At 71.5% G+C, this 18,360-nt stretch carries 23 protein-coding genes and 1 tRNA gene; 14 read left to right on the top strand and 10 right to left on the bottom strand.

Features of this window, described 5'->3' with window-relative positions; translation table 11 throughout:
* Nucleotides 1-30 precede the first annotated feature (30 nt).
* Nucleotides 31-393: a hypothetical protein gene (locus DAI20_RS07080; RefSeq protein ID WP_108249898.1), complete on the bottom strand. Its 363-nt coding sequence runs from the start codon at nt 391-393 to the stop codon at nt 31-33.
* A 14-nt stretch (nt 394-407) separates the two neighbouring features.
* The gene (locus DAI20_RS07075) at nt 408-1,274 is read right to left on the bottom strand and encodes a DUF2382 domain-containing protein (protein WP_108249897.1); all 867 of its coding nucleotides are present in this window, start codon (nt 1,272-1,274) and stop codon (nt 408-410) included.
* Nucleotides 1,275-1,511: 237 nt separating this feature from the next.
* Between DAI20_RS07075 and DAI20_RS07070 the strand changes: the two genes are divergently transcribed.
* From DAI20_RS07070 to DAI20_RS07055, 4 genes are read left to right on the top strand one after another with little or no spacing between them, the layout of a single operon-like run.
* Nucleotides 1,512-1,829: a hypothetical protein gene (locus DAI20_RS07070; RefSeq protein WP_108249896.1), complete on the top strand. Its 318-nt coding sequence runs from the start codon at nt 1,512-1,514 to the stop codon at nt 1,827-1,829.
* A 43-nt stretch (nt 1,830-1,872) separates the two neighbouring features.
* Nucleotides 1,873-2,442, top strand: coding sequence for a phage holin family protein (locus tag DAI20_RS18905; RefSeq protein ID WP_240605959.1), 570 nt, complete (start codon nt 1,873-1,875; stop codon nt 2,440-2,442).
* Nucleotides 2,439-2,705, top strand: a complete 267-nt coding sequence (locus DAI20_RS07060) for a DUF3618 domain-containing protein (protein ID WP_108249895.1) — start codon at nt 2,439-2,441, stop codon at nt 2,703-2,705. The genes DAI20_RS18905 and DAI20_RS07060 overlap by 4 nt, the downstream gene beginning before the upstream one ends.
* Nucleotides 2,698-3,804: a YihY/virulence factor BrkB family protein gene (locus DAI20_RS07055; RefSeq protein WP_108249894.1), complete on the top strand. Its 1,107-nt coding sequence runs from the start codon at nt 2,698-2,700 to the stop codon at nt 3,802-3,804. The genes DAI20_RS07060 and DAI20_RS07055 overlap by 8 nt, the downstream gene beginning before the upstream one ends.
* A 91-nt stretch (nt 3,805-3,895) precedes the next feature.
* Here the strand turns inward: DAI20_RS07055 and DAI20_RS07050 are convergent, their stop codons facing one another.
* Nucleotides 3,896-5,533, bottom strand: coding sequence for a fucose isomerase (locus DAI20_RS07050; RefSeq protein WP_108249893.1), 1,638 nt, complete (start codon nt 5,531-5,533; stop codon nt 3,896-3,898).
* 190 nt (nt 5,534-5,723) lie between these two features.
* Between DAI20_RS07050 and DAI20_RS07045 the strand changes: the two genes are divergently transcribed.
* Nucleotides 5,724-6,581, top strand: a complete 858-nt coding sequence (locus DAI20_RS07045; protein ID WP_108249892.1) for an SMP-30/gluconolactonase/LRE family protein — start codon at nt 5,724-5,726, stop codon at nt 6,579-6,581.
* Nucleotides 6,582-6,595: 14 nt separating this feature from the next.
* On the opposite strand, the gene DAI20_RS07040 is transcribed toward DAI20_RS07045, so the two are convergent.
* A complete protein-coding gene (locus DAI20_RS07040) occupies nt 6,596-7,516 on the bottom strand; it encodes a helix-turn-helix transcriptional regulator (protein WP_108249891.1) in 921 nt (306 codons plus the stop codon).
* Between the two features lie 164 nt (nt 7,517-7,680).
* Between DAI20_RS07040 and DAI20_RS07035 the strand changes: the two genes are divergently transcribed.
* From DAI20_RS07035 to bla, 5 genes are all read left to right on the top strand, one after another.
* Nucleotides 7,681-8,079, top strand: coding sequence for an ester cyclase (locus DAI20_RS07035; protein WP_159084953.1), 399 nt, complete (start codon nt 7,681-7,683; stop codon nt 8,077-8,079).
* A gap of 72 nt (nt 8,080-8,151) precedes the next feature.
* Nucleotides 8,152-8,874 (top strand): hypothetical protein, encoded by a 723-nt coding sequence (locus DAI20_RS07030; protein WP_108249889.1) that lies wholly within the window; start codon nt 8,152-8,154, stop codon nt 8,872-8,874.
* Between the two features lie 46 nt (nt 8,875-8,920).
* Complete coding sequence (locus DAI20_RS07025; protein WP_108249888.1) at nt 8,921-9,274, top strand: GntR family transcriptional regulator; 354 nt, start codon at nt 8,921-8,923, stop codon at nt 9,272-9,274.
* Nucleotides 9,271-10,254 carry a DUF1648 domain-containing protein gene (locus DAI20_RS07020; RefSeq protein ID WP_108249887.1) on the top strand — a complete coding sequence of 328 codons (984 nt, stop codon included), beginning with the start codon at nt 9,271-9,273 and terminating at the stop codon, nt 10,252-10,254. Before DAI20_RS07025 ends, DAI20_RS07020 begins: the two co-directional genes overlap by 4 nt.
* Nucleotides 10,251-11,234 (top strand): class A beta-lactamase, encoded by a 984-nt coding sequence (gene bla, locus DAI20_RS07015; RefSeq protein ID WP_205781381.1) that lies wholly within the window; start codon nt 10,251-10,253, stop codon nt 11,232-11,234. Before DAI20_RS07020 ends, bla begins: the two co-directional genes overlap by 4 nt.
* A gap of 57 nt (nt 11,235-11,291) precedes the next feature.
* Here bla and DAI20_RS07010 read toward each other — a convergent pair.
* Nucleotides 11,292-11,364: transfer RNA gene (locus tag DAI20_RS07010), tRNA-Lys, on the bottom strand.
* 216 nt (nt 11,365-11,580) lie between these two features.
* On the opposite strand from DAI20_RS07010, the gene bcp reads away from it, so the two are divergent.
* Nucleotides 11,581-12,060 (top strand): thioredoxin-dependent thiol peroxidase, encoded by a 480-nt coding sequence (gene bcp / locus DAI20_RS07005; RefSeq protein WP_108249886.1) that lies wholly within the window; start codon nt 11,581-11,583, stop codon nt 12,058-12,060.
* A 32-nt stretch (nt 12,061-12,092) separates the two neighbouring features.
* Here the strand turns inward: bcp and DAI20_RS07000 are convergent, their stop codons facing one another.
* Nucleotides 12,093-12,530, bottom strand: coding sequence for a hypothetical protein (locus tag DAI20_RS07000; RefSeq protein ID WP_240605958.1), 438 nt, complete (start codon nt 12,528-12,530; stop codon nt 12,093-12,095).
* A 180-nt stretch (nt 12,531-12,710) separates the two neighbouring features.
* On the opposite strand from DAI20_RS07000, the gene DAI20_RS06995 reads away from it, so the two are divergent.
* Nucleotides 12,711-12,959: a WhiB family transcriptional regulator gene (locus DAI20_RS06995; protein WP_108249885.1), complete on the top strand. Its 249-nt coding sequence runs from the start codon at nt 12,711-12,713 to the stop codon at nt 12,957-12,959.
* 138 nt (nt 12,960-13,097) lie between these two features.
* Here DAI20_RS06995 and DAI20_RS06990 read toward each other — a convergent pair whose 3' ends face one another.
* From DAI20_RS06990 to DAI20_RS06980, 3 genes are all read right to left on the bottom strand, one after another.
* Nucleotides 13,098-14,591, bottom strand: coding sequence for a sensor histidine kinase (locus DAI20_RS06990; protein WP_108249884.1), 1,494 nt, complete (start codon nt 14,589-14,591; stop codon nt 13,098-13,100).
* 74 nt (nt 14,592-14,665) lie between these two features.
* The gene (locus tag DAI20_RS06985) at nt 14,666-15,931 is read right to left on the bottom strand and encodes a CpaE/TadZ family protein (protein WP_108249883.1); all 1,266 of its coding nucleotides are present in this window, start codon (nt 15,929-15,931) and stop codon (nt 14,666-14,668) included.
* 1 nt (nt 15,932) lies between these two features.
* Nucleotides 15,933-16,667 carry an SAF domain-containing protein gene (locus DAI20_RS06980; protein WP_108249882.1) on the bottom strand — a complete coding sequence of 245 codons (735 nt, stop codon included), beginning with the start codon at nt 16,665-16,667 and terminating at the stop codon, nt 15,933-15,935.
* A gap of 86 nt (nt 16,668-16,753) precedes the next feature.
* On the opposite strand from DAI20_RS06980, the gene DAI20_RS06975 reads away from it, so the two are divergent.
* Complete coding sequence (locus tag DAI20_RS06975) at nt 16,754-17,032, top strand: helix-turn-helix domain-containing protein (RefSeq protein ID WP_108249881.1); 279 nt, start codon at nt 16,754-16,756, stop codon at nt 17,030-17,032.
* Between the two features lie 10 nt (nt 17,033-17,042).
* Here the strand turns inward: DAI20_RS06975 and DAI20_RS06970 are convergent, their stop codons facing one another.
* Nucleotides 17,043-17,648, bottom strand: a complete 606-nt coding sequence (locus tag DAI20_RS06970) for a hypothetical protein (RefSeq protein ID WP_108249880.1) — start codon at nt 17,646-17,648, stop codon at nt 17,043-17,045.
* Nucleotides 17,649-17,797: 149 nt separating this feature from the next.
* Between DAI20_RS06970 and DAI20_RS06965 the strand changes: the two genes are divergently transcribed.
* Nucleotides 17,798-18,253: an Rv3235 family protein gene (locus DAI20_RS06965; protein WP_240605957.1), complete on the top strand. Its 456-nt coding sequence runs from the start codon at nt 17,798-17,800 to the stop codon at nt 18,251-18,253.
* Nucleotides 18,254-18,360: the final 107 nt, after the last annotated feature.

Here is an 18,360-nt window from a genome sequence, read left to right as displayed (position 1 = left end):
ACCGGGTGGTCGGGGCGTTCTCGCGGCGGGCTACGTGCGTGCCCTGCTCTTCTTCGTGAGCTTCGCGGCCTTGCGCGACTGCTTGGCGACGATCTTTGGCGGCACGGCGGCGCTCTTGGCGCGCGCCTTCCGCTTGGCCTTCTCCGCCTTGAGCGTCTTCTTGTCGACAGCGGATCCGGTCGCCGAGCCCGAGGGCGTGCGGGTCGACCTGGTCCGTGACGCGGCGACCTTCTTGCCACCGGCGGCGGCGCGGCGCCCGCTCTTGACGGCGGACTTCCCCGCCGTGCCGCCCGAGCCGGAGCCTATTCGGCCCGCGACCCAGGCGACAGCGGCCAGGAGAAGATTCCGCTTGTCAAGGGGTCCGCTCGTCGGCGCGACCTTCTTGACCTTCACGGGAGGAACCGGCTCTAGCGGCCGTTGCCGGGGATGCCGTCGCCGGGACGGGCGTTGCCGTCGACGTCGAAGTCGATCTCTTCCTTGCGGACGTCGCTCGACACCGTCTCGGTCTCGGTGACGACGTCCTTGTCGAGACGCACGCGCTCGACGGGGACCGTCTCCTTCTCGACCACGGGGCGCTCGGCGTGCAGGATGACCTCGTGCTCCTCCTCGGTCAGGTCGCCGCCGCTCAGCGCTGCGCCGACGTTGCCCTCGGTGATGGGCTCGCGCTCGATGCGCACCTCTTCGTGGCTGACCGGCACCGTGGTGGTGACGTTCTCGGTCACGATGAACTTGCGCAGACGCGCACGACCGGTCTCGGTCTGGCGGGTGCCGACGTTGACGCGCTCCTCGGAGCGGGTCATGGCCTCGTCCGTGTTGGGGCCGGAGGTGTCGTGACCCGCGTCGGTGCCGAGGCCCGTTCCGACGCCGGCGCCGGTGTAGTTGGCGTCCGTCGTGGTGGTGGTGGTGGTGTCGGTGTAGCCGCCGGTCGCGCCGGTGTCAGCGAAGCCGGTGCTGCCGATGCCGTAGTGACGGTAGAGCACGTCCTGGTCGTCCTCTTCGAGCGCTCCGCCGTCGGTGTTGACCTTGGGGGCGTCCTTGACCTGGTCCTTGGTGTAAGGCACGACGACGTCGTTGCCCTGCACCGTTGCGTCGTCGAGGGGGATGTAGGACTCGGAGGTGCCGAAGAGTCCGGTGTGGACGGAGACCCACGCGATGCGTCCGCTCGCGTCGTCTACATAGAACTGGTCGACCGAGCCGATCTTGTCGCCCGAGCTGCTGAGCACCGTCCCCTTGTTGTTCAGGATGTCATTCAGGTTGTTCTGCGTTAGCGCCATTGTGTCTTCTCCAGTCATATGGGCGTGGTGGAACACGTACGGATCAACGCAAGCACTGGCTAGGTGCCGCGCCTAGGTGGTTGACATCGGGGTGCGCCAGTGCCATCGTCCGCCCCGCGCGCAGCCGCCGCCCGGAACACACGTCCCCCCCGATCGGGGTACGTTGACATCGAGCCCTTCCGTCATCCGGTAGGGCTCCACCCACATCATCGACACACTCACCGAACGGGAGATGCCATGAGAGGCAAGCTTGTATTCGCGACCGGCGCAGCCATCGGTTACGTGCTCGGGGCACGCGCGGGACGCCGGAGCTACGAGAAGATCGCCGCCCGCGCATCCGCGCTCTGGAACGACGAGAAGGTGCAGAAGACGGTCAGCGACGCGCAGTCGTTCGTCAAGGAGAAGGCACCCGTCGTGCAGCAGAAGGTGACGGAGACCGCCAAGGGCGCCGTCGGCAAGGTCACGGGCAAGGGTGGATCGACGGGCTCGTCCTCGTCCACCGACGGCACGACGTACGAGATCCCGACGACGACCGAGAGTGGCAGCGGAGCCTGACGGCTCGCAGCCGCCGCTGGCCCCCACTGAGGAAGGAGCTCCCGTGACCACACCGTCGAGAGCAGTTCCGGTCGATCCGTCGTCCACGGGCTCGAAGCCGGACGGCTCGTCGTCCACGAGCTCGAAGCCGGACGGCTCCGGGTCCAAGGGCTCCCGGTTCGCCGGCGCGAGGTTCCCGGGCTCGAAGTCGTCGGGCTCCGGCTCGCGGGACTCGTCCTGGCAGAAGGATGACGGACCCTCGCTCGGCAACCTGGTGAAGGACCTGCCGGACAGGGTCACCCGGCTCGTCAAGAGCGAGCTCCAGCTCGCGAAGCTCGAACTCACCACGAAGCTCAAGGCGGCCGGCATCGGCGCGGGGCTCCTGGTGGCCGCCGCGTTCTTCGCGCTCGTGTTCTTCGCCGTGCTCGTGAGCGCGGCGGTCATGGGGCTCGCCGAGGTGCTGCCCGGCTGGGCTGCGGCGCTCATCGTGGCCGCGATCTTCCTGATCCTCGCTGCCGTGCTCGCCCTCCTGGGCATCAAGAAGCTGAAGAAGGGCGTACCTCCCGTTCCGGAGGAGTCCATCGAGAGCGTGAAGACGGACGTGTCCGTCGTCACAGGGAAGGACGCACGATGAGCGACTCATCGAAGGACGAGCCGAAGAGCGGGCTCAGCATGAACGAGCTCAAGCTCGAGGTGGCCGTCGCCCGCGACGAGCTCGCCGAGACGCTCGACGCGCTCGAACGCAAACTCAACGTGCCGGCCAAGGCCAAGCACACCTGGCGCACCATCAAGCGCCAGTACCGGGAGGATCCCGGTCCCATTCTGGCAACCGCTGGGCTCACGGCGGCGACGCTCGTGACGTCCATCGTTCTTATCGTGAGGAGGGGTCGTGGCTGAGAAGGCATCGACTCGAGAGAAGAATGCGCCGCACCCCGACGACGAGCGCAAGCCTGACTCGCCGGATGACGTCACCAAGCCGAGCTGGAAGTACGTGCTGCGCAAGACCATGCGCGAGTTCACGACCGACCAGTGCACGGACCTCGCTGCCGCGCTGACCTACTACGCCACCCTGGCGCTGTTCCCCGCGCTCCTGGCGATCGTGTCGCTCCTCGGCCTGTTCGGCCAGGCCGGCGCGACGACGAACGCGGTGCTCGACATCATGGCCAGCTTCGTCTCGCCGAGCATGATCGAGGGGCTGCGCGAGCCCATCACGAGCCTCGTCGAGACCCCCGCGGCGGGCTTCGCCTTCGTCACCGGTCTCCTCGGCGCCCTGTGGTCGGCGTCCGGCTACGTCGGCGCCTTCGCCCGGGCGATGAACCGCATCTACTCCATCCAGGAGGGGCGTCCGTTCTACAAGCTGCGCCCGACGATGTTCGTCATCACGATCATCACGGTGCTCCTGCTCGTGATCGCCGGGCTGCTGCTCGTGCTGAGCGGACCCATCGCGGAGCGCGTCGGCGCGGCCATCGGCCTCGGCGACTTCGCCGTCACGGTCTGGAACATCGTCAAGTGGCCTGTTCTCGCGGGCATCATGGTGCTGCTGGTCGCGATTCTCTACTACGCGACGCCCAACGTGAAGCAGCCGAAGTTCCGTTGGATGAGCATGGGTGCGCTGCTGGCGCTCGTCGTGTGGGTCATCGCGTCCATCGGCTTCGCGTTCTACGTCTCGAACTTCGGCAGCTACAACGCCACCTACGGCGCCCTCGGCACGATGATCGTCTTCCTGCTCTGGGTGTGGATCACGAACATCGCGCTGCTCTTCGGCGCCGAGTTCGACGCCGAGATCGAGCGCGTGCGCGAGCTGCAGGCGGGCATCGAGGCGGAGGAGAACATCCAGCTCCCGCCGCGCGACACCAAGCAGAGCGACAAGCTCGCCGACAAGGTGGCGGAGGACGTGCTGATCGGCCGTCGCCTGCGCCAGTCGAACGGCAAGACCGATGGCAAGACCACGGTCGACGACGACAAGGACAAGGACAAGGACAAGAACAAGCGCTGACGCGGTAGTCCTCCTACCGCGCTCGGCGCGGCGAGGACGACAAGGGGCCCGGGATCGATTCGATCCCGGGCCCCTTGACGTTCTGCGACGGCTAGACGTTCACCGCCCCGACGAGGTGCACCCGCACGCCGAGCGCCTCGAACATGGCCGCCTTGGCGAGCAGGGCCCGGTCCGCGGTCTCCGCGTCCGGCGCGTAGACGAGCTGCGCGTGGTTCGCCTTGTGCCGAGCCATGAACTGGTCGCGCGTCACGTCGTGCAGCACGACGTGCGCGATGGGCCACTCGGGGTTGGTCGCCTCCTTGCGCCGCGTCGTCTCCTCCTCCGGGAGCTCGACGACGGTGCCGCGGAAGAGGTCGACGTTGAGCACGCCGTCCGCGATGAAGACCCTGCTGAGCACAACCTCGCCGGGCTTCGAGACGCCGTTGATCGTGCTGCCGCCCGCGGGGAAGAAGACCGGGTGCTGCCGCCACCCCTCGGCGTGCTCGTAGCCACCGAGGTGCGACGCGGGCACCGACCCCGAGATCTCGTAGACCCAGACGAAGCGGCCCTCGAAGTCCTCGCCCCAGCGCACGTCGTGCAGCGTGTTGTCGGGAACGAGGCCCATCGCCCGCCAGACGCGGTCCGTGATCAGGGCGTCGACCGCGACCCCCTCGTCCGCCTCGTTGAAGTGCGGGAACGCCCGCCCCTCGTGCAGCACGCGGCCGCCGTCGCGGCTGCGCACGGGCGGACGGTCGGTGCTGTTCAGCAGCCCCTCCGCCAGGTCGCTCGCCGGCACCAGGTCCTTCAGGCCCTGCTGGTACTGGATGCCGACCGCATCGAGGCCGAAGTCGTCCGCGATGCGCAGGGCGGCGATGTACATCTTGTACTGCCAGGTGAGCTGGGCCTCGGTGAGCTCCGTCGACTCGTCGGTGCCCAGGCGGAACGTCATGCCGCGGTCCCGCAGCCACTCCCCCACGGCCGCCGCCTCGTCGTCGCCGACGGTGAGCATCTCCGCGTAGAGCGCCGATTGCGACAGGCGCTCCTTATAGATGCCGAGCCCGTTCAGCAGCTCGTCGTCGAAGATCGCGTTGTACATGCCCATGCAGCCCTCGTCGAACACGCCGATGAGCGCCTTGTCCGCCAGGAGCTGCTCGGCGAGAGCGACGCCCAGCTGCTTCTCGGGGCTGTCGGGGAGTTCGGGCAGCGGGCGCACGTGCGAGTCGTCGTGCTCGATGCGCCCGGTCTCCACCCAGCTCCGGAGTCCGTCCCGGAACCAGTCGTCCGTGAAGTCGACGCTCCAGATGGTCGAGTACTCCTTGTCCATCTTGGTGAGCCCCGCGTTCAGGCCGAGCAGGCCGACAAGGCCGGGCCAGTCCCCCGCGAAGTTCGCCACGGTGAGGATGGGGCCGCGGTGGGTGCGCAGGCCGGCCAGGACGTGGTGGCTGTACTGCCAGACCGCCTCTGCGACGATGAGCGGCGCGTCCGGCGGGATCGACTTGAATACCTCGAGCCCCATCCGCTGGCTACGGATGAACCCGTGACCGAGCTCGGGGTCGACGGGGTTCGCCCGCTGGACGCGCCAGCCGAGGTCCTCGAACGCGCTGGTGATAGCGGCCTCCATCGCCTCCTGGGTGGGCCAGCCGGCCGTGTTCGCGGACTCCCGGAGGTCGCCGCTCGCGATCAGGTAGGCGGTCTTCTCGGCGGACGTCGGCCGGGAGGGCGCCTCCGGCAGCGTGTACGTCGTGCTCATGCATGCTCCTTCGCATCGTGTGGACACAGCGTCGCAGAAATCGATTTCATGGGCAAGCATCGGGCGCCCCCGCTGCCGTCCGAGAGCCCGCGACGAGCCCCGCGGCGAGCCGGGCGCCGACGGCGGACGCCACACCGGAATAGCGTTGCCGAAGGGTCGCGACGGCGTCCCGTCGACGGAGGAGCGGACGATGGCAGCGGTGGAGCAACTGACGGACCCGTGCACCTTCCACGGGGAGGGTCCGTACTGGGATTGGCGGGGCGGCCGGCTGCTCTTCGTCGACATGCTCGCCGGGGCGGTCGTTGCGCTGTCGCCCGATGGTGGGCTCACCCGCTCCGTCGTGGGCGATGTGGCGGCCGTCGTGCGCGCCCGCCGCGACGGCGGCTTCGTCGTGGGGGTCGAGCGGGGCTTCGCGCTCACCGACGACTCCCTCGCCGTGACGGAGACGCTCCCCCCGGTGTTCTCGGACGACGCCGTGCGCATGAACGAGGGCGGCTGCGATCCGCAGGGCCGCTTTTACTGCGGGTCGATGGCCTACGAGGGCACGCCGGGCGCGGGCTCCCTGTACCGCCTCGACCCCGACCGGAGCGTGCGGACCGTCCTCTCGGGCGTGACGGTGTCCAACGGTATCCAGTGGAGCGCCGACGGCGGCACCGTCTACTACAACGACACCGAGACGGGCCGCGTGGACGCCTTCGACTTCGACGGGGACACCGGCGCCTTCAGCCATCGACGGCCCTTCGCGGTCATCGACCCGGACGACGGGGCGCCGGACGGCATGGCCATCGACGCGGAGGGCGGCGTGTGGGTCGCCCTGTTCGGCGGCTCCGCCGTCCGCCGGTACGACGCGGGCGGCGTGCTCACCGAGGAGCTGCGGCTGCCCGCCTCCCACGTGACGGCGTGCGCGTTCGGCGGGCAGGACGGCCGCACCCTGTTCATCACGACGTCACAGGAGGGCATCGACACCGGCGAGGAGCCGACGGCGGGCGCGGTGTTCCGCGCCGAGGTCGGGGTCGCGGGCGGCACGGTCCACGACTTCGCGGGCTGAGCCGCGCCGCCCCGCTACGGGCGCAGCAGGGCGCGGGGTCCGCTCGCCTCAGGGCCAGACGGCGGTGCGGACATGCGGATGAGCCCGGCCTCCCGCCCGACGCGCACGGCGTTGACGCGATCGCGCACGCCGAGCTTGCGGTAGACGTGCTCGAGGTGCTTCTGCACGGTGCGGCCCGAGCAGCCGAGGGCCCAGCCGATCGCACCGGCCGTGCGGCCCGAGGCCAGGAGCTGCAGCACGGCGAGCTCGCGGCCGGATAGCCCGAGGTCGGACGGCCGGCTCTCCGGCAGACCGGCGGCGGCACCGGCACCGGCACCGGCACCGGCACCGGCACCGAGGAGAGCGGACCCGGGCGGTCGCACGCCGGGCAGGGCCAGTCCGAGGACGTGGACCTGACGGTGCACGGCAAGCAGCAGCGGCTGCAGCCGCCTGGCCACCGCCATGTCGTCGTTCGAGAAGTCCGCGCTGCCCGCCCGGCCGACGACGACGACGTGGTGGGACACCCCCTGGAGGTGCAGCGGGATCGAGAGCTCCTGGTCGGAGCCGATGAGGTGCAGGAGGTCGATCGCATCGGCCGACCTGTCCGACCGCACCGCCTCCGGCACGCGTCGCATCGACTGCGGCGCCCCGCTGTCCGTGGCGATGAACCAGCGCACGAGGGGGTGGTGGTCGAGGAGCGGCGACGTGACCGCCGTCACGGCGAGCGCGGTGGCATCGGGGGCGCTGTGCCCGCCGTGGGCCGCGCCCGGGCGGGTGACGGAGCGCAGGCCGCTCCTGCCGTCGACGTGCCGCCAGCTGATCGCCGCGTAATCGGCCTCGAAGGAGTCGATCAGCCCGCGACCGATCACCTCGACCGGGAACTCGGTGAGGGGGGCCGAGAGCATCTCCGCGGCGATGTCGACCCAGAGGGCGACACGCGTGTCGACCGTTGACACGCGCTCACCGTACGCCCGCGCGGACCCTACGCACAATTGCGTATATCCCGTTTTTCCGCCCGTCCCTACCGTGTGCAGGAGCAGTCCGACGAGGGCCCGGAGGGACCGGGAATCGCACGGCGCGGAAAGGTCCACCGATGTCACGGGATGCAACGGAACGCACGATGAGCGCCTTCCTGGAGGCGTTGCAGAGCAGAGGGGAGTTCGCCCGCCACTTCGCCCCGGACATCGTGCTGACGACCATGGAGGACGGGGCCGCCATCACCGGGCGGGAGGCCGCCCGCGACTTCATCGTGGCCTTCCACACGAGGATGTTCGACGCCCACCCCGAGCTCGTCAACCTGGCGGTGGGTGATGGCGTCGCGGCGGCGGAGCTCGTGTTCGCGGGCACGCACACCCAGGAGTTCGCGGGGCTGCAGCCCACAGGCGTGGCGGTGCGGCTGCCGTACACGGTCTTCTACGACGTCACGGACGACGGGATCACCGGGCTGCGGCTGTACCTGTCCGTCCGCGGGCTCGTCGACCAGATCCAGGCACAGCAGACGGTCTCCGCCGCGTCGTAGCGACACAGACCGGTGCGCAGGGCCGGTGGCCCGCGGGCCCCGGGTCACCCACGGGCCGGAGAGGGAGGGGCGATGATGCCCCAGCACGGCGCCGGGCTCCGCCATCGGCACGGCGGGAACCGGATCGGGGCCGCGGTACCGACGCCGCAGGCCGCGGGCCACCCGTGGTCCTCGGCCGTTCTCACGGCCGGTGTGGTCGCGCTCCTGCTCAGCGGCATCAGCACGGCGGTCAGCGACGCGGTCGCCGGATCGACGCCGGCGCCCCTGCCCGGGGCGGAGGGGGTCCACGCCGCCGAGTCCGAGAACGGCAGGCTCCGGTCGCGGATGATCGTGGCCCACCTCGCCACCGGGACGCACCTGATCTTCGAGGTGCAACTGCGGGACCGCACGTGGATGGCGCCGGACCAGCGACTGCTGCGCGTCGTCGTGCGGGGGATGCCGGAGTACGGCCTGCACGAGCCTTTCGCGGTCGCGAGGAGCACCACCCGGAGCGGCGCGCATGAGCACCCGGACCGGACGCCGGAGGGCAACCCGAACCCCCCGGCGTTCTCCGCGTCCTTCCCGCCGTCTCCGCACGGAGGCGCGTTCACCTATCGGTCCGAGATCGTCGCCGCCGCCACCCTGCCCGACGGCGCCACCGGCTTCACCTACTTCACCGCGGCGCTTGACGTCTCGGGACTGAAGCGGGGCGACTACATCGCCTCCGTCGAGCTGATGCGGCGGGCCGGGCCCGGTTCGTGGGAGCCACGCAAGAACGTCATCGACCGGGTGCTGCATCCGTACGAGGCCTGGTGAGATAGTCAGGCTTGTTCTAGTCGAACTAGAACAATAGGATGACGGTATGCTCCTCGTCGTCGACCCCGGCTCCCCGGCCCCGCTGTTCCAGCAGATCGCCGACGGCGTGCGCGCCGAGGTGATCCGCGGCGGCCTGCGCGAGGGGTCCCGGCTCCCGTCCGCGAAGGAGCTGGCCGAGTCCCTGCAGCTGAATCTGCACACGGTTCTCAAGGCCTACCAGACCCTGCGGGACGAGGGCCTGCTCGACCTTCGCCGGGGGCGCGGCGCCCTGCTCACGGCCCAGGCCTCGGTGCTCGGCGAGGTGGCCCAGGAGGTGCCCCTGCTCGTCGCCCGAGCCAAGGCGGCCGGCATCGGCCCGGCCGCGCTCTCCGCCCTGATCAAAGAGGAGTACGCCCGATGACCGACGAACGCCGCCGCTACCTCCGGACGCTGCTCCTCGTCGGGGCCGCGCTGCCCCTGGCGATCGCCCTGGCCGGGTCGATCCTCGCCATCGCCTGGCTCGGCCGTCTCCCCGCCGAGGTGGCCATTCACTGGGCCGCCGGCGGCGCACCGGACGGGTTCGCCCCGCCGTGGATCGTGCCCGGCATGCTCCTGCTCATCGTGGCGGGATTCTCCGCCGTGACGGTCGTGTCCCTCGCCGCCGCGCACGGGCCTCGCGTGCGCAACGCGCGGATCCTCGTCGCCACCGCATCCTGGCTCTCGACCACCCTGACCGTCGGGCTGGTCGGCTCGCTCGTGTCGCAGCTCGATCTCGCCGATCCGCGATCCGCGCAGTCCCCCGCCGCCCCGCTGATCACCGGAGCCCTCCTCGGGTTGGCGGTCGGAGCGCTGGCCTGGTTCCTCGCGCCCGTGCCGCCCGCGGGCGAGAGCGACACGCCGACCGTGGAGCGCCTGTCCCTCGGCGAGGACGCCCGGGTCATGTGGACCGCGACCGCGACCGCCTCCCCGAAGCTGGCCGCCGTGATCGCCCTGTTCGGAGTGGCGCTGCTCGTCCAGGCCATCGTGCTCACCTTCGAGCTCGGCGCCGCGGCCTGGCCTTTCTATCTCGCCCCCGTGGTGCTTGCGCTCGTGCTGTCGACCCTCACCTGGCGGCTGCGGATCGACCATCGAGGTGTCGTCGCCCGCAGCGTCCTCGGCTTCCCGCGCATCACTGTGCCTGCCGGGCGCATTCAGGGCGCGAGCGTCGTCACCGTGTCGCCCGTCGCCGACTTCGGCGGATGGGGGCTGCGCTGGCTCCCGGGCGAGGTGGGCGTGATCCTGCGCGGCGGCGAGGCCCTGCGGGTGAGCAGGCGCGACGGCCACACGGTCACCATCACCACGCACGATGCGGGACGGGCGGCCGGGATCGTCGAGGCGATCGCCGGGCGGAACGGGGCGTGAGCGCGGCGCGGAGCGCGAAAGCGGACGGTCTCCGCGTGGTCCGCGTCGCGCTGCTCGCCGCCATCGCCGGCACCGCGTTCGCCGGATGCGCCACCGGGGCCGCACCGGCACCGCCTCCACCGGTCCCGACGGCGGAGCCGGCTCCCGCGGCGGAGCCGGCCCCACCGTCGGGTCCCGCCCCGACTCCCGTCGCCGTCGACGTGTCGGCCGAACTCACCGCGCTGGAGGCGCGGTACTCCGCCCGGGTCGGCGTGAGCGCGATGGACACGGGCACCGGCCGGGAGGTCGCGTTCCGGGCCGGGGAGCGGTTCGCCTACGCGTCGACGCTCAAGGTGTTCGTGGCGGCGGAGTTCCTGCGGCGGGTGCCCGCGGCCGAACGGGACGCCATGGTCACCTGGACGCGGGGCGACGTGGACGACGCGGGCTACTCCCCCGTGACCGGCGCCCGCGTCGCCGAGGGCCTTCCCCTCGCGGCGCTCGCTGAGGCTGCCGTGCGCTCGAGCGACAACGCGGCCACGAACCTCCTCCTCGACCGACTCGGCGGTCCCGCCAGCCTGGACGCCGGGCTCGAGGAGCTCGGCGACACCACCTCGGAGGTGGTCCACGACGAGCCCGCCCTCAACCGCGTCTCGCCCGGCGCAGTCGCGGACACGTCGACGCCGCTCGCCTTCACGGCGAATCTGCGGACCCTGCTGCTGGGCGACGCCCTGGCTCCGGCCGACCGGCAACTCCTGACGGAGTGGATGAGCGGGAACGCCACGGGCGACGCCCTTGTCCGGGCGGGAGCACCGGAGGGCTGGGCGGTAGCGGACAAGTCCGGCGGTGCGGGTGGGATCCGCAACGACGTCGCCCTGGTGACGCCGCCCGGCCGCGATCCGATCCTGGTCACCGTCTTCACGGAGAAGACGGACGAGGGCGCGGCGTACGAGGACCGGCTGGTCGCCGAGACCGCGGCCGTCGTGCTCGACGCGCTGGCCTGAGGTACAAATGCACGGCGGAGCGCCGCGATCGTGGCGGCGATACGAAGGAAGAAACGGTACACCCCCCGGGACTTGAACCCGGAACCCACTGATTAAGAGTCAGTTGCTCTGCCAATTGAGCTAGAGGTGCGCGGTTCCTCAGGGGTTTTCACCCCTTCCGAACCGAGTGTCAACGATAGCACCGAAGGGGGCCTCGCCGCCAATCGGCCCACCGGCGGGCGCGGCCGAGGAAGCGCGGGCCCGATCAGGCGGCTCGGCCCCTCGCCTCACGCCTCCGCCCAGCAGCGGCGGCGACCGGTGCGGCATAGTAAAAGGACCCACCCCTCCCCCGCGAAAGGCGAGACCGATGACCGACAGCTCCCGACTCGAGAAGGGCGACGCCGCCCCCGCCTTCACGCTGCCCGACCAGGACGGCACGCCCGTGTCGCTCGGCGACTTCGCCGGCCAGAACGTGATCGTCTACTTCTACCCCGCCGCGAGCACGCCGGGCTGCACGACGGAGGCCTGCGACTTCCGCGACAACATCAACTCGCTGCGCTCGGCCGGCTACCAGGTGCTCGGCGTCTCGAAGGACCGCGCGGAGGACCTGCGCAGGTTCCGGGACGAGCAGGGGCTCAACTTCCCGCTGCTCTCCGACGAGGACCTCGCTGTTCACAACGCCTACGGCGCCTACGGCGAGAAATCGCTGTACGGCAAGAAGGTGACGGGGGTGCTGCGCTCGACCGTCGTCGTGGATCCCGAGGGGAAGGTCGCGCTGCCGCTGTACAACGTGAAGGCGACCGGCCACGTCGCGTCGCTGCGGAAGAAGTTGAAGCTCGACGCCTGAGCGCTCCCGCTCGACGCCCGGGCCGCGCCGGGTCAGTCCCGGGCGAGCGCCCGGGACACCGTCGGGGACACCGTGAGCAGGATCGCCGCGATGGACGGGGCGAGGATCAGCCAGCCGATGTCGGGCCGCGCGAACGTGCCCTGGAGCGCGCCGATCGCCACGGCGATCTGCACGATCTGCCAGGTGACGATCGCGCCCCGGATCCAGCCGGCCCGGCGCAGCGCGCCGATCACGACGGCGACGAGGAACGCGGATGCTCCGGCCGCCATCACGACGAGGGCGAGCGCGCTCGCCAGCGAACGCGGGGTCTCGACCAGCAGTTCGACGATGAGCCAGACGGCGATGGCGGCCATCGCGGCCGCCTCGAGGGCCACAATCGCGGCCAGTGCGAGGAGCGCCGGCGGGCGCCCGCCCTGCCACCTGGGGGTTTCCGGCAGGTTACCGTCGGGTGTCCCCGAGGTTTCGCTCACAGCAAGATCCAATACAAAACTATTGATTGATCGTTATGACTATGCGACCATATCTGAGGTCGATTGTGACGCTTACAGGGTCGTGGGCGCGTCCGGATCTCAGCTTATACGGCAGCCGGACATCGACTGACCCACCGCGGCGAACGAGCCGAACTGTAAGCAATTAAGGAGTTCCACCATATGGATTGGCGTGACAAAGCTGCCTGCCTGACTGCCGACCCCGAGCTTTTCTTCCCCGTCGGGAACACTGGCCCCGCGGTCGACCAGATCGAGAAGGCGAAGTCCGTATGCGGACGCTGCCCCGTCACCGAGATGTGCCTCCAGTATGCACTGGAGAACGGCCAGGACTACGGCGTGTGGGGTGGCCTCAGCGAGGACGAGCGACGCGCGCTCAAGCGCCGCGCGGCACGCGCCCGTCGCGCGAGCTGACCGCAGCGAACACGAACGACGAAGAGGGGGATCGGGCCTGAGGCCCGGTCCCCCTTCTCGTTGTCCGGCAGGATCCAGATCGCGGGGAGCGGGATCCCGATCACACGGATCCCGTCGGTGCGGGTCGCCCGCCCGTCGTCAGCGCTTCCGCAGCCAGCGGAACGGCACGTTGATCGTCACCTCGGTGCCCTGCCCCATGAGGGTGTGCCAGTCGATGGTGCCGCCGAGCTCCCCCTGGATCAGGGTGCGCACGATCTGGGTGCCGAGGCCGCTGCCGACCTTGCCCTCCGGCATGCCCGTGCCGTTGTCGCGCACCCGCACCTCGAGCTCGTCGACGGACCGGCGGGTGTCGATCGACACCTCGCCCTCCCGGCCGGCGAGGCCGTGCTCGACGGCGTTGGTCACGAGCTCGGTGAGAGCGAGGGCGAGCGGTGTCGCGTACTCGCTCGGCAGCACGCCGAAGCTGCCCGACGACTTCGGGTGCACCTTCGTGTTGTGGGTCGAGGCCACCTCGGCGATGAGCAGGAGCACGCGGTCGAACACCGCGTCGAAGTCGACGCTCTGGCTGAGCCCCTCGCTGAGCGTGTCGTGCACGACCGCGATGGCGGCGACGCGGCGCTGCGCCTGATTGAGGGACTCGCGCGCCTCGTCGCTGTGCGAGCGGCGCGCCTGGATGCGCAGCAGGGACGCGACCGTCTGCAGATTGTTCTTGACCCGGTGGTGGATCTCGCGGATCGTCGCGTCCTTCGTGATGAGCTCCCGCTCCTGGTGACGCAGCTCGGTCACGTCGCGGCAGAGGACGATCGCGCCCATCCGCTCGCCCCGTGCGCGGATGGGGATCGCGCGCAGCGAGACCGTGACCCCGCGGGCCTCGACGTCGGTGCGCCAGGGCGCGCGTCCCGTCACGACCAGGGGAAGGGACTCGTCGACGCTGAGCCGGCCGGTGAGCAGGCTCGAGGTCACCTCGGCGAGCGACTCGCCCTCGAGCTCCTCGCCGAAGCCCATGCGGTTGAACGCGCTGAGGGCGTTCGGGCTGGCGAACGTCGTGGTGCCGTCGACGTCGAGGCGGAGCAGGCCGTCCGAGGCGCGGGGCGCGCCGCGGCGCGGTCCGGTGCCCGCGCTGAGGTCCGGGAAGTCGCCCTCCGCGATCATGTTGAAGAGGTCGTTCGCGCACTCGTTGAACGTGAGCTCCTGGCGGCTCGGCGTGCGTGTCTCGCTCAGGTTGGTGTGCCGGGTCAGGACGGCGATCGGGGTGTCGGTGACCTCGGCGCTGCCCGGGTTCAGCCGCCGCTTCACGGGGACCGCACGCACGCGGGTCGGGGTCTCCTCGTACCAGTCCGCGGCGGACGAGTCGATGATCTCGCCGGTCTCGAACGCGTCGGTGACCTGCTTGCGCCACTCCGCCTTGATGGCCTGGCCCACGAAGTCCCGGTAGAACAGGGTCGCCGAGCTGGAGGGGCGGGCGTGCGCCACGGCGACGAAGCTGTCGTTGGCCGAGGGGACCCAGAGCACGATGTCGGCGAACGCGAGGTCGGCGAGCAGCTGCCAGTCCCCGACGAGCAGGTGGAGCCACTGCACGTCGGCTTCGGACGAGCGCCCCTGGGCGTGGATGAGGTCACTGAGCGTCGACACGGCATATAGCCTAGGCGGCGCCGCGAGCCCCGCCGTCCAGCCGGTATCGGCGCTCAGCGGACGCGCAGTGGCGCTCAGCCGACGGCGGGAGCGATCCGGCCGCGACGCCGGCCCAGCCGCCGACGGAGGGCGGGCGCCGGTGCCGGAAGCACCTCGTCCCGAACGAAACGCGCGACCGCGGCGAGCGCGGGTGATCGTGGCGCCACCTCCCGCAGCGTCGCCCCGGCGAGGAGCGCCGCATCGGTCCCGGCCCCGTCGTGCGGCACGAGAATCGGGCGCTCGATCCCGCCGAAGCGCAGCAGGGTCTGCGCCACCTGGCCACCGGGGTTCAAGCCGACGACGCCGGCCCGCACGCGGTTGGCGAGCACCGTCAGCCGCTGCCCGTCGAGCAGCTCGATCAGGTCGGCGTGCGCCCGCAGGAAGCGGGCGAGGCCCACCGGGTCCGCGGACGCCACCGCAACGACGTGGTCCGCGCCCTGCAGCGCGGCGATGGTGGCGGCGTTGCGGCGCGGGGCGAACAGGTCGCTCGAGATCTCCTCGTCCCGCTCAATGCTGAAGCCGGTGTCGACGACGACGTACTCCGCCCAGGCCCGGCACGCGGTGAGCGTGCGGCGGACCCGCTCCTCGGACAGCTCCGGCCAGCGGCTCGGGCGGGCGATGCCGGTCAGCACGCGGAAGCCGCGCGACCCGCCGTAGTTCTGCGCCACCCGATCGAGCTCCGCACTGGTGAGGCTGTCCGACCCGGCCAGCCGGCACGCGGCCGCGAACCCGGGCGCCTCGTCCAGCAGCCCGAGCGCGGGCGCGATCGCCCCGCCGTACGGGTCCGCGTCGAGCAGCGCTACGGTGCGGCCCGCCGCCGCGATCTCGGCGGCGAGCGTGATGGCGATGGTGCTTCGGCCGGGTGCCCCCGCCGGTCCCCAGACGGTGAGAACCCGGGATCCCCGCTCGCCGCTCTCGGGACCCCCGTCCCCCTCGCTCCCTGTTCCCGTCGCCCGGGCAGGGAGCGGCGCGGCGCTGAGCAGCGGCTCGATGTCCGACCAGGGCGCGTCGGCGTCGATGACCTCGTGCAGCCCGATGGCGACGGCGTTGCGCCGGTCCCGCTCCGTCCCTGCCAGGGCGATGACCCGCACGCCGCGCCGGTCGCAGGTCTGCAGCACGTCGGCGGTGAGGCAGCGCGGCGCCGCGTTCACGAGCACGACGTCGGGCGGCGCGGCATCGACGGCGGCGATCACGTCCTCCGCGTCCGCGACCCGCCCGAGCACGTCGTGACCGCCGGCCACGATGTCGCGGAGCAGCCGGTCCTCGGTCGCAGGGTCGAGCGCGAGCAGGATGCCCGGCATGTCACTCCCCCTCGCCGGGAGCGGGAGCGGGAGCCGTCGGTGCCGGTGCCGGTACCGGCGCCGGTGCCGGCACCGTCGGTGCCGGTGCCGGTGCCGGTACCGGCGCCGGTGCCGCGGGTACGAGCGATACGGCGTCCCCGTTGGCAATGCTCTCCAGGACGCGGGCGACCCGCTCCCGCGGCACGAGGATCTCCACGGACTCCGCGGCGCCGTCGCCCACCAGCCCGTCGTCCTCGAGCACCTGCACGACCGTGGCGGCGGGGACGAGCACGCCGGGCGGACCGAACACGCCTCCCTCCCCCTCGCGTGCCGCCCAGACGTCCACGAGGCGACCCGCAGCCACGCTGCGCGGCAGGCGCCCGGTGCTCTGCACGACGACCGAGGACGTGTCCACCGACGCCTGGTCGGCGACGGCGCCCGCCGGCAGCAGCTCACCGTCCTGGACCGTGCGGGTCAGCACGACGCCGCCCGCGGGAAGGTCGCCGGGAGAGAGATAGCTCCGCTCGGCCCTGCCGAGTCGCACCTGGGCGACCGCGAGATCTCCCTCGGTCACGGTCTCGCCCGCAGCGAGGGTCTGCGTCGCGGCGTAGACCGGCCGGGTGCGCTCGGCTGCGGAGACGAGCAGGGTGACGCCGAGCAGGGAGGCGATCACGAGCACGAGGCCGACGGCGAAGCGCGGGTCGAACCAGAAGCGCCCGCGACCCTGCGGGAGACGAAGCCGGGGAAGCGATGCCATGCAGCCATGCTGAGCGCGCCCGGCGGGGCCCGCGCGACTTATCCACAGCCCCGTTGCGCCGGGCGCCACCGCCCCATAATCGAGCCATGAGCGACCCCACCCCGCGCGATGCCCTCGGCCGCTTCCTGACCCTCGCCGACGTCGCCGAGGTGCTGAACGTGTCGACGCGGCAGGCGTACGCGCTCGTGCGGTCCGGTGAGCTGCCCGCCATCAAGGTCGGTGGTCGCGGGCAGTGGCGTATCGAGCGCCGCGTGCTGGAGTCCTACATCGAGGCGAAGTACGAGGAGAGCAGGCGGCTCAGCCTGTGGAAGCAGTCGGACTACGGCGGGATCCCCGAGCTCTCCGACGGCCGCATCCTCGACTGAGCGAAACCGATCACACGCGCACGAGCGCGACGCGTTCGATGGCGACGACCCGATAGGCCGTCACCGCGCTCTCCCGACGCGGCGAGCCGGGTTCGTGCAGGGCGAGGTCGCAGTGATCCCGCCCTACCCTGTCGATGGTGCCGTGCAGCACCCCGTCGGGCAGGTGCAGCTCGAGCGGTGATCGTCGGCGGCAGAGGTCGCGCAGCACGAAGGGCAGCCCGAGGCGGTCGGTGATGCCGCGGGCGGGACCGGGTTCCCGGAGACTCCGGCGCACCTGCCCCCGGTCGAGCAGCAGCGACGAGATGGCCCGCACGGGCAGGATGCACTGCCCCCGGGGCGCGGCACCGGACTCCCGGCCGGGGTCGAGGTCTCCCGCCACCCAGTCCCGGCCGAAGGTGCGCGGGCGCAGGTCGATCACGAGGCCGGTGCTGAGGAGGACCCGGACGGGCGCCGGTTCCTCGCCCGGATCCGTCCGCGCGATGGCCGCCAGCCGATCCCGCAGCGAGAGCCGGCCGAGTCGCAGCCGCTCCTCCTCCGCGAGGAGCTCCTCCTCCTCGGCGCTGCGCCCCTGTTCGAGCTGACTCTCGAGGTCGTCGAAGAGGTCGTCCCAGCGCATGCGGCACACGTTAACGGCGGCCGAAGCGGCCCCGGCGCAGTTATCCACAGCGCCAGAATTAGGGATTTACAGCCCGCGCGGCCGGTGCCAATCTGATTGCCCTGGACGCCGCCCCCACCTGGGGGCGCGGCGGACGAGTGGGGGTTTCGATGGTGACACAACCGCTTCCGCACGACGAGCTGCCACCGCGCGCGGACAGAGCCGCGACGGCCGGTCGCTTCGACGTCGATGACTTCTTCGGCCACCAGCCCTCGCGTTCTGCGGAGCTGCCGCCGCCCGAGCCGCTGATCGAGAACCTCACCCGCTGCGTCATCGAGGTGCTCGCCGGGGCGCGCGACCTCGACCAGATCGCCCGCTGGGTCAGCGACGACGTCTACCGGCACCTGCTGAAGCGCGTCGTGCTCTCGGCCCGGGCGCGCCGGGTGAAGGGCAGGCAGCCGACGCGGCCGTCGTTCAGCATGGGGCCGGTGAGCCTGTGCCGGCCGCGCGACGGCGTGGTCGAGGCCGTCGTCGTCGTGCACAGCAGGGCGCGCTCCCGCGCGGTCGCGGTGCGGCTCGAGGGGCTGGACCGGCGCTGGCGTGCGACGGCGATCCACGTGCTCTGAGCGGACGGGCGGGCGGACCGCGGCGCGTCGATCGGCGCCGCGGCCGTGAGTGTCGCGGCTCACGCGACGGCGCCCGCTCCCCCTAAGGGGGAACGGGCGCCGTCGTC

Source organism: Planctomonas deserti (genome assembly GCF_003067705.1).
Lineage (GTDB): Bacteria > Actinomycetota > Actinomycetes > Actinomycetales > Microbacteriaceae > Planctomonas > Planctomonas deserti.
The sequence above is the reverse complement of the archived record's forward strand: the minus strand, read 5'-3'. Positions and strand labels throughout refer to the sequence as shown.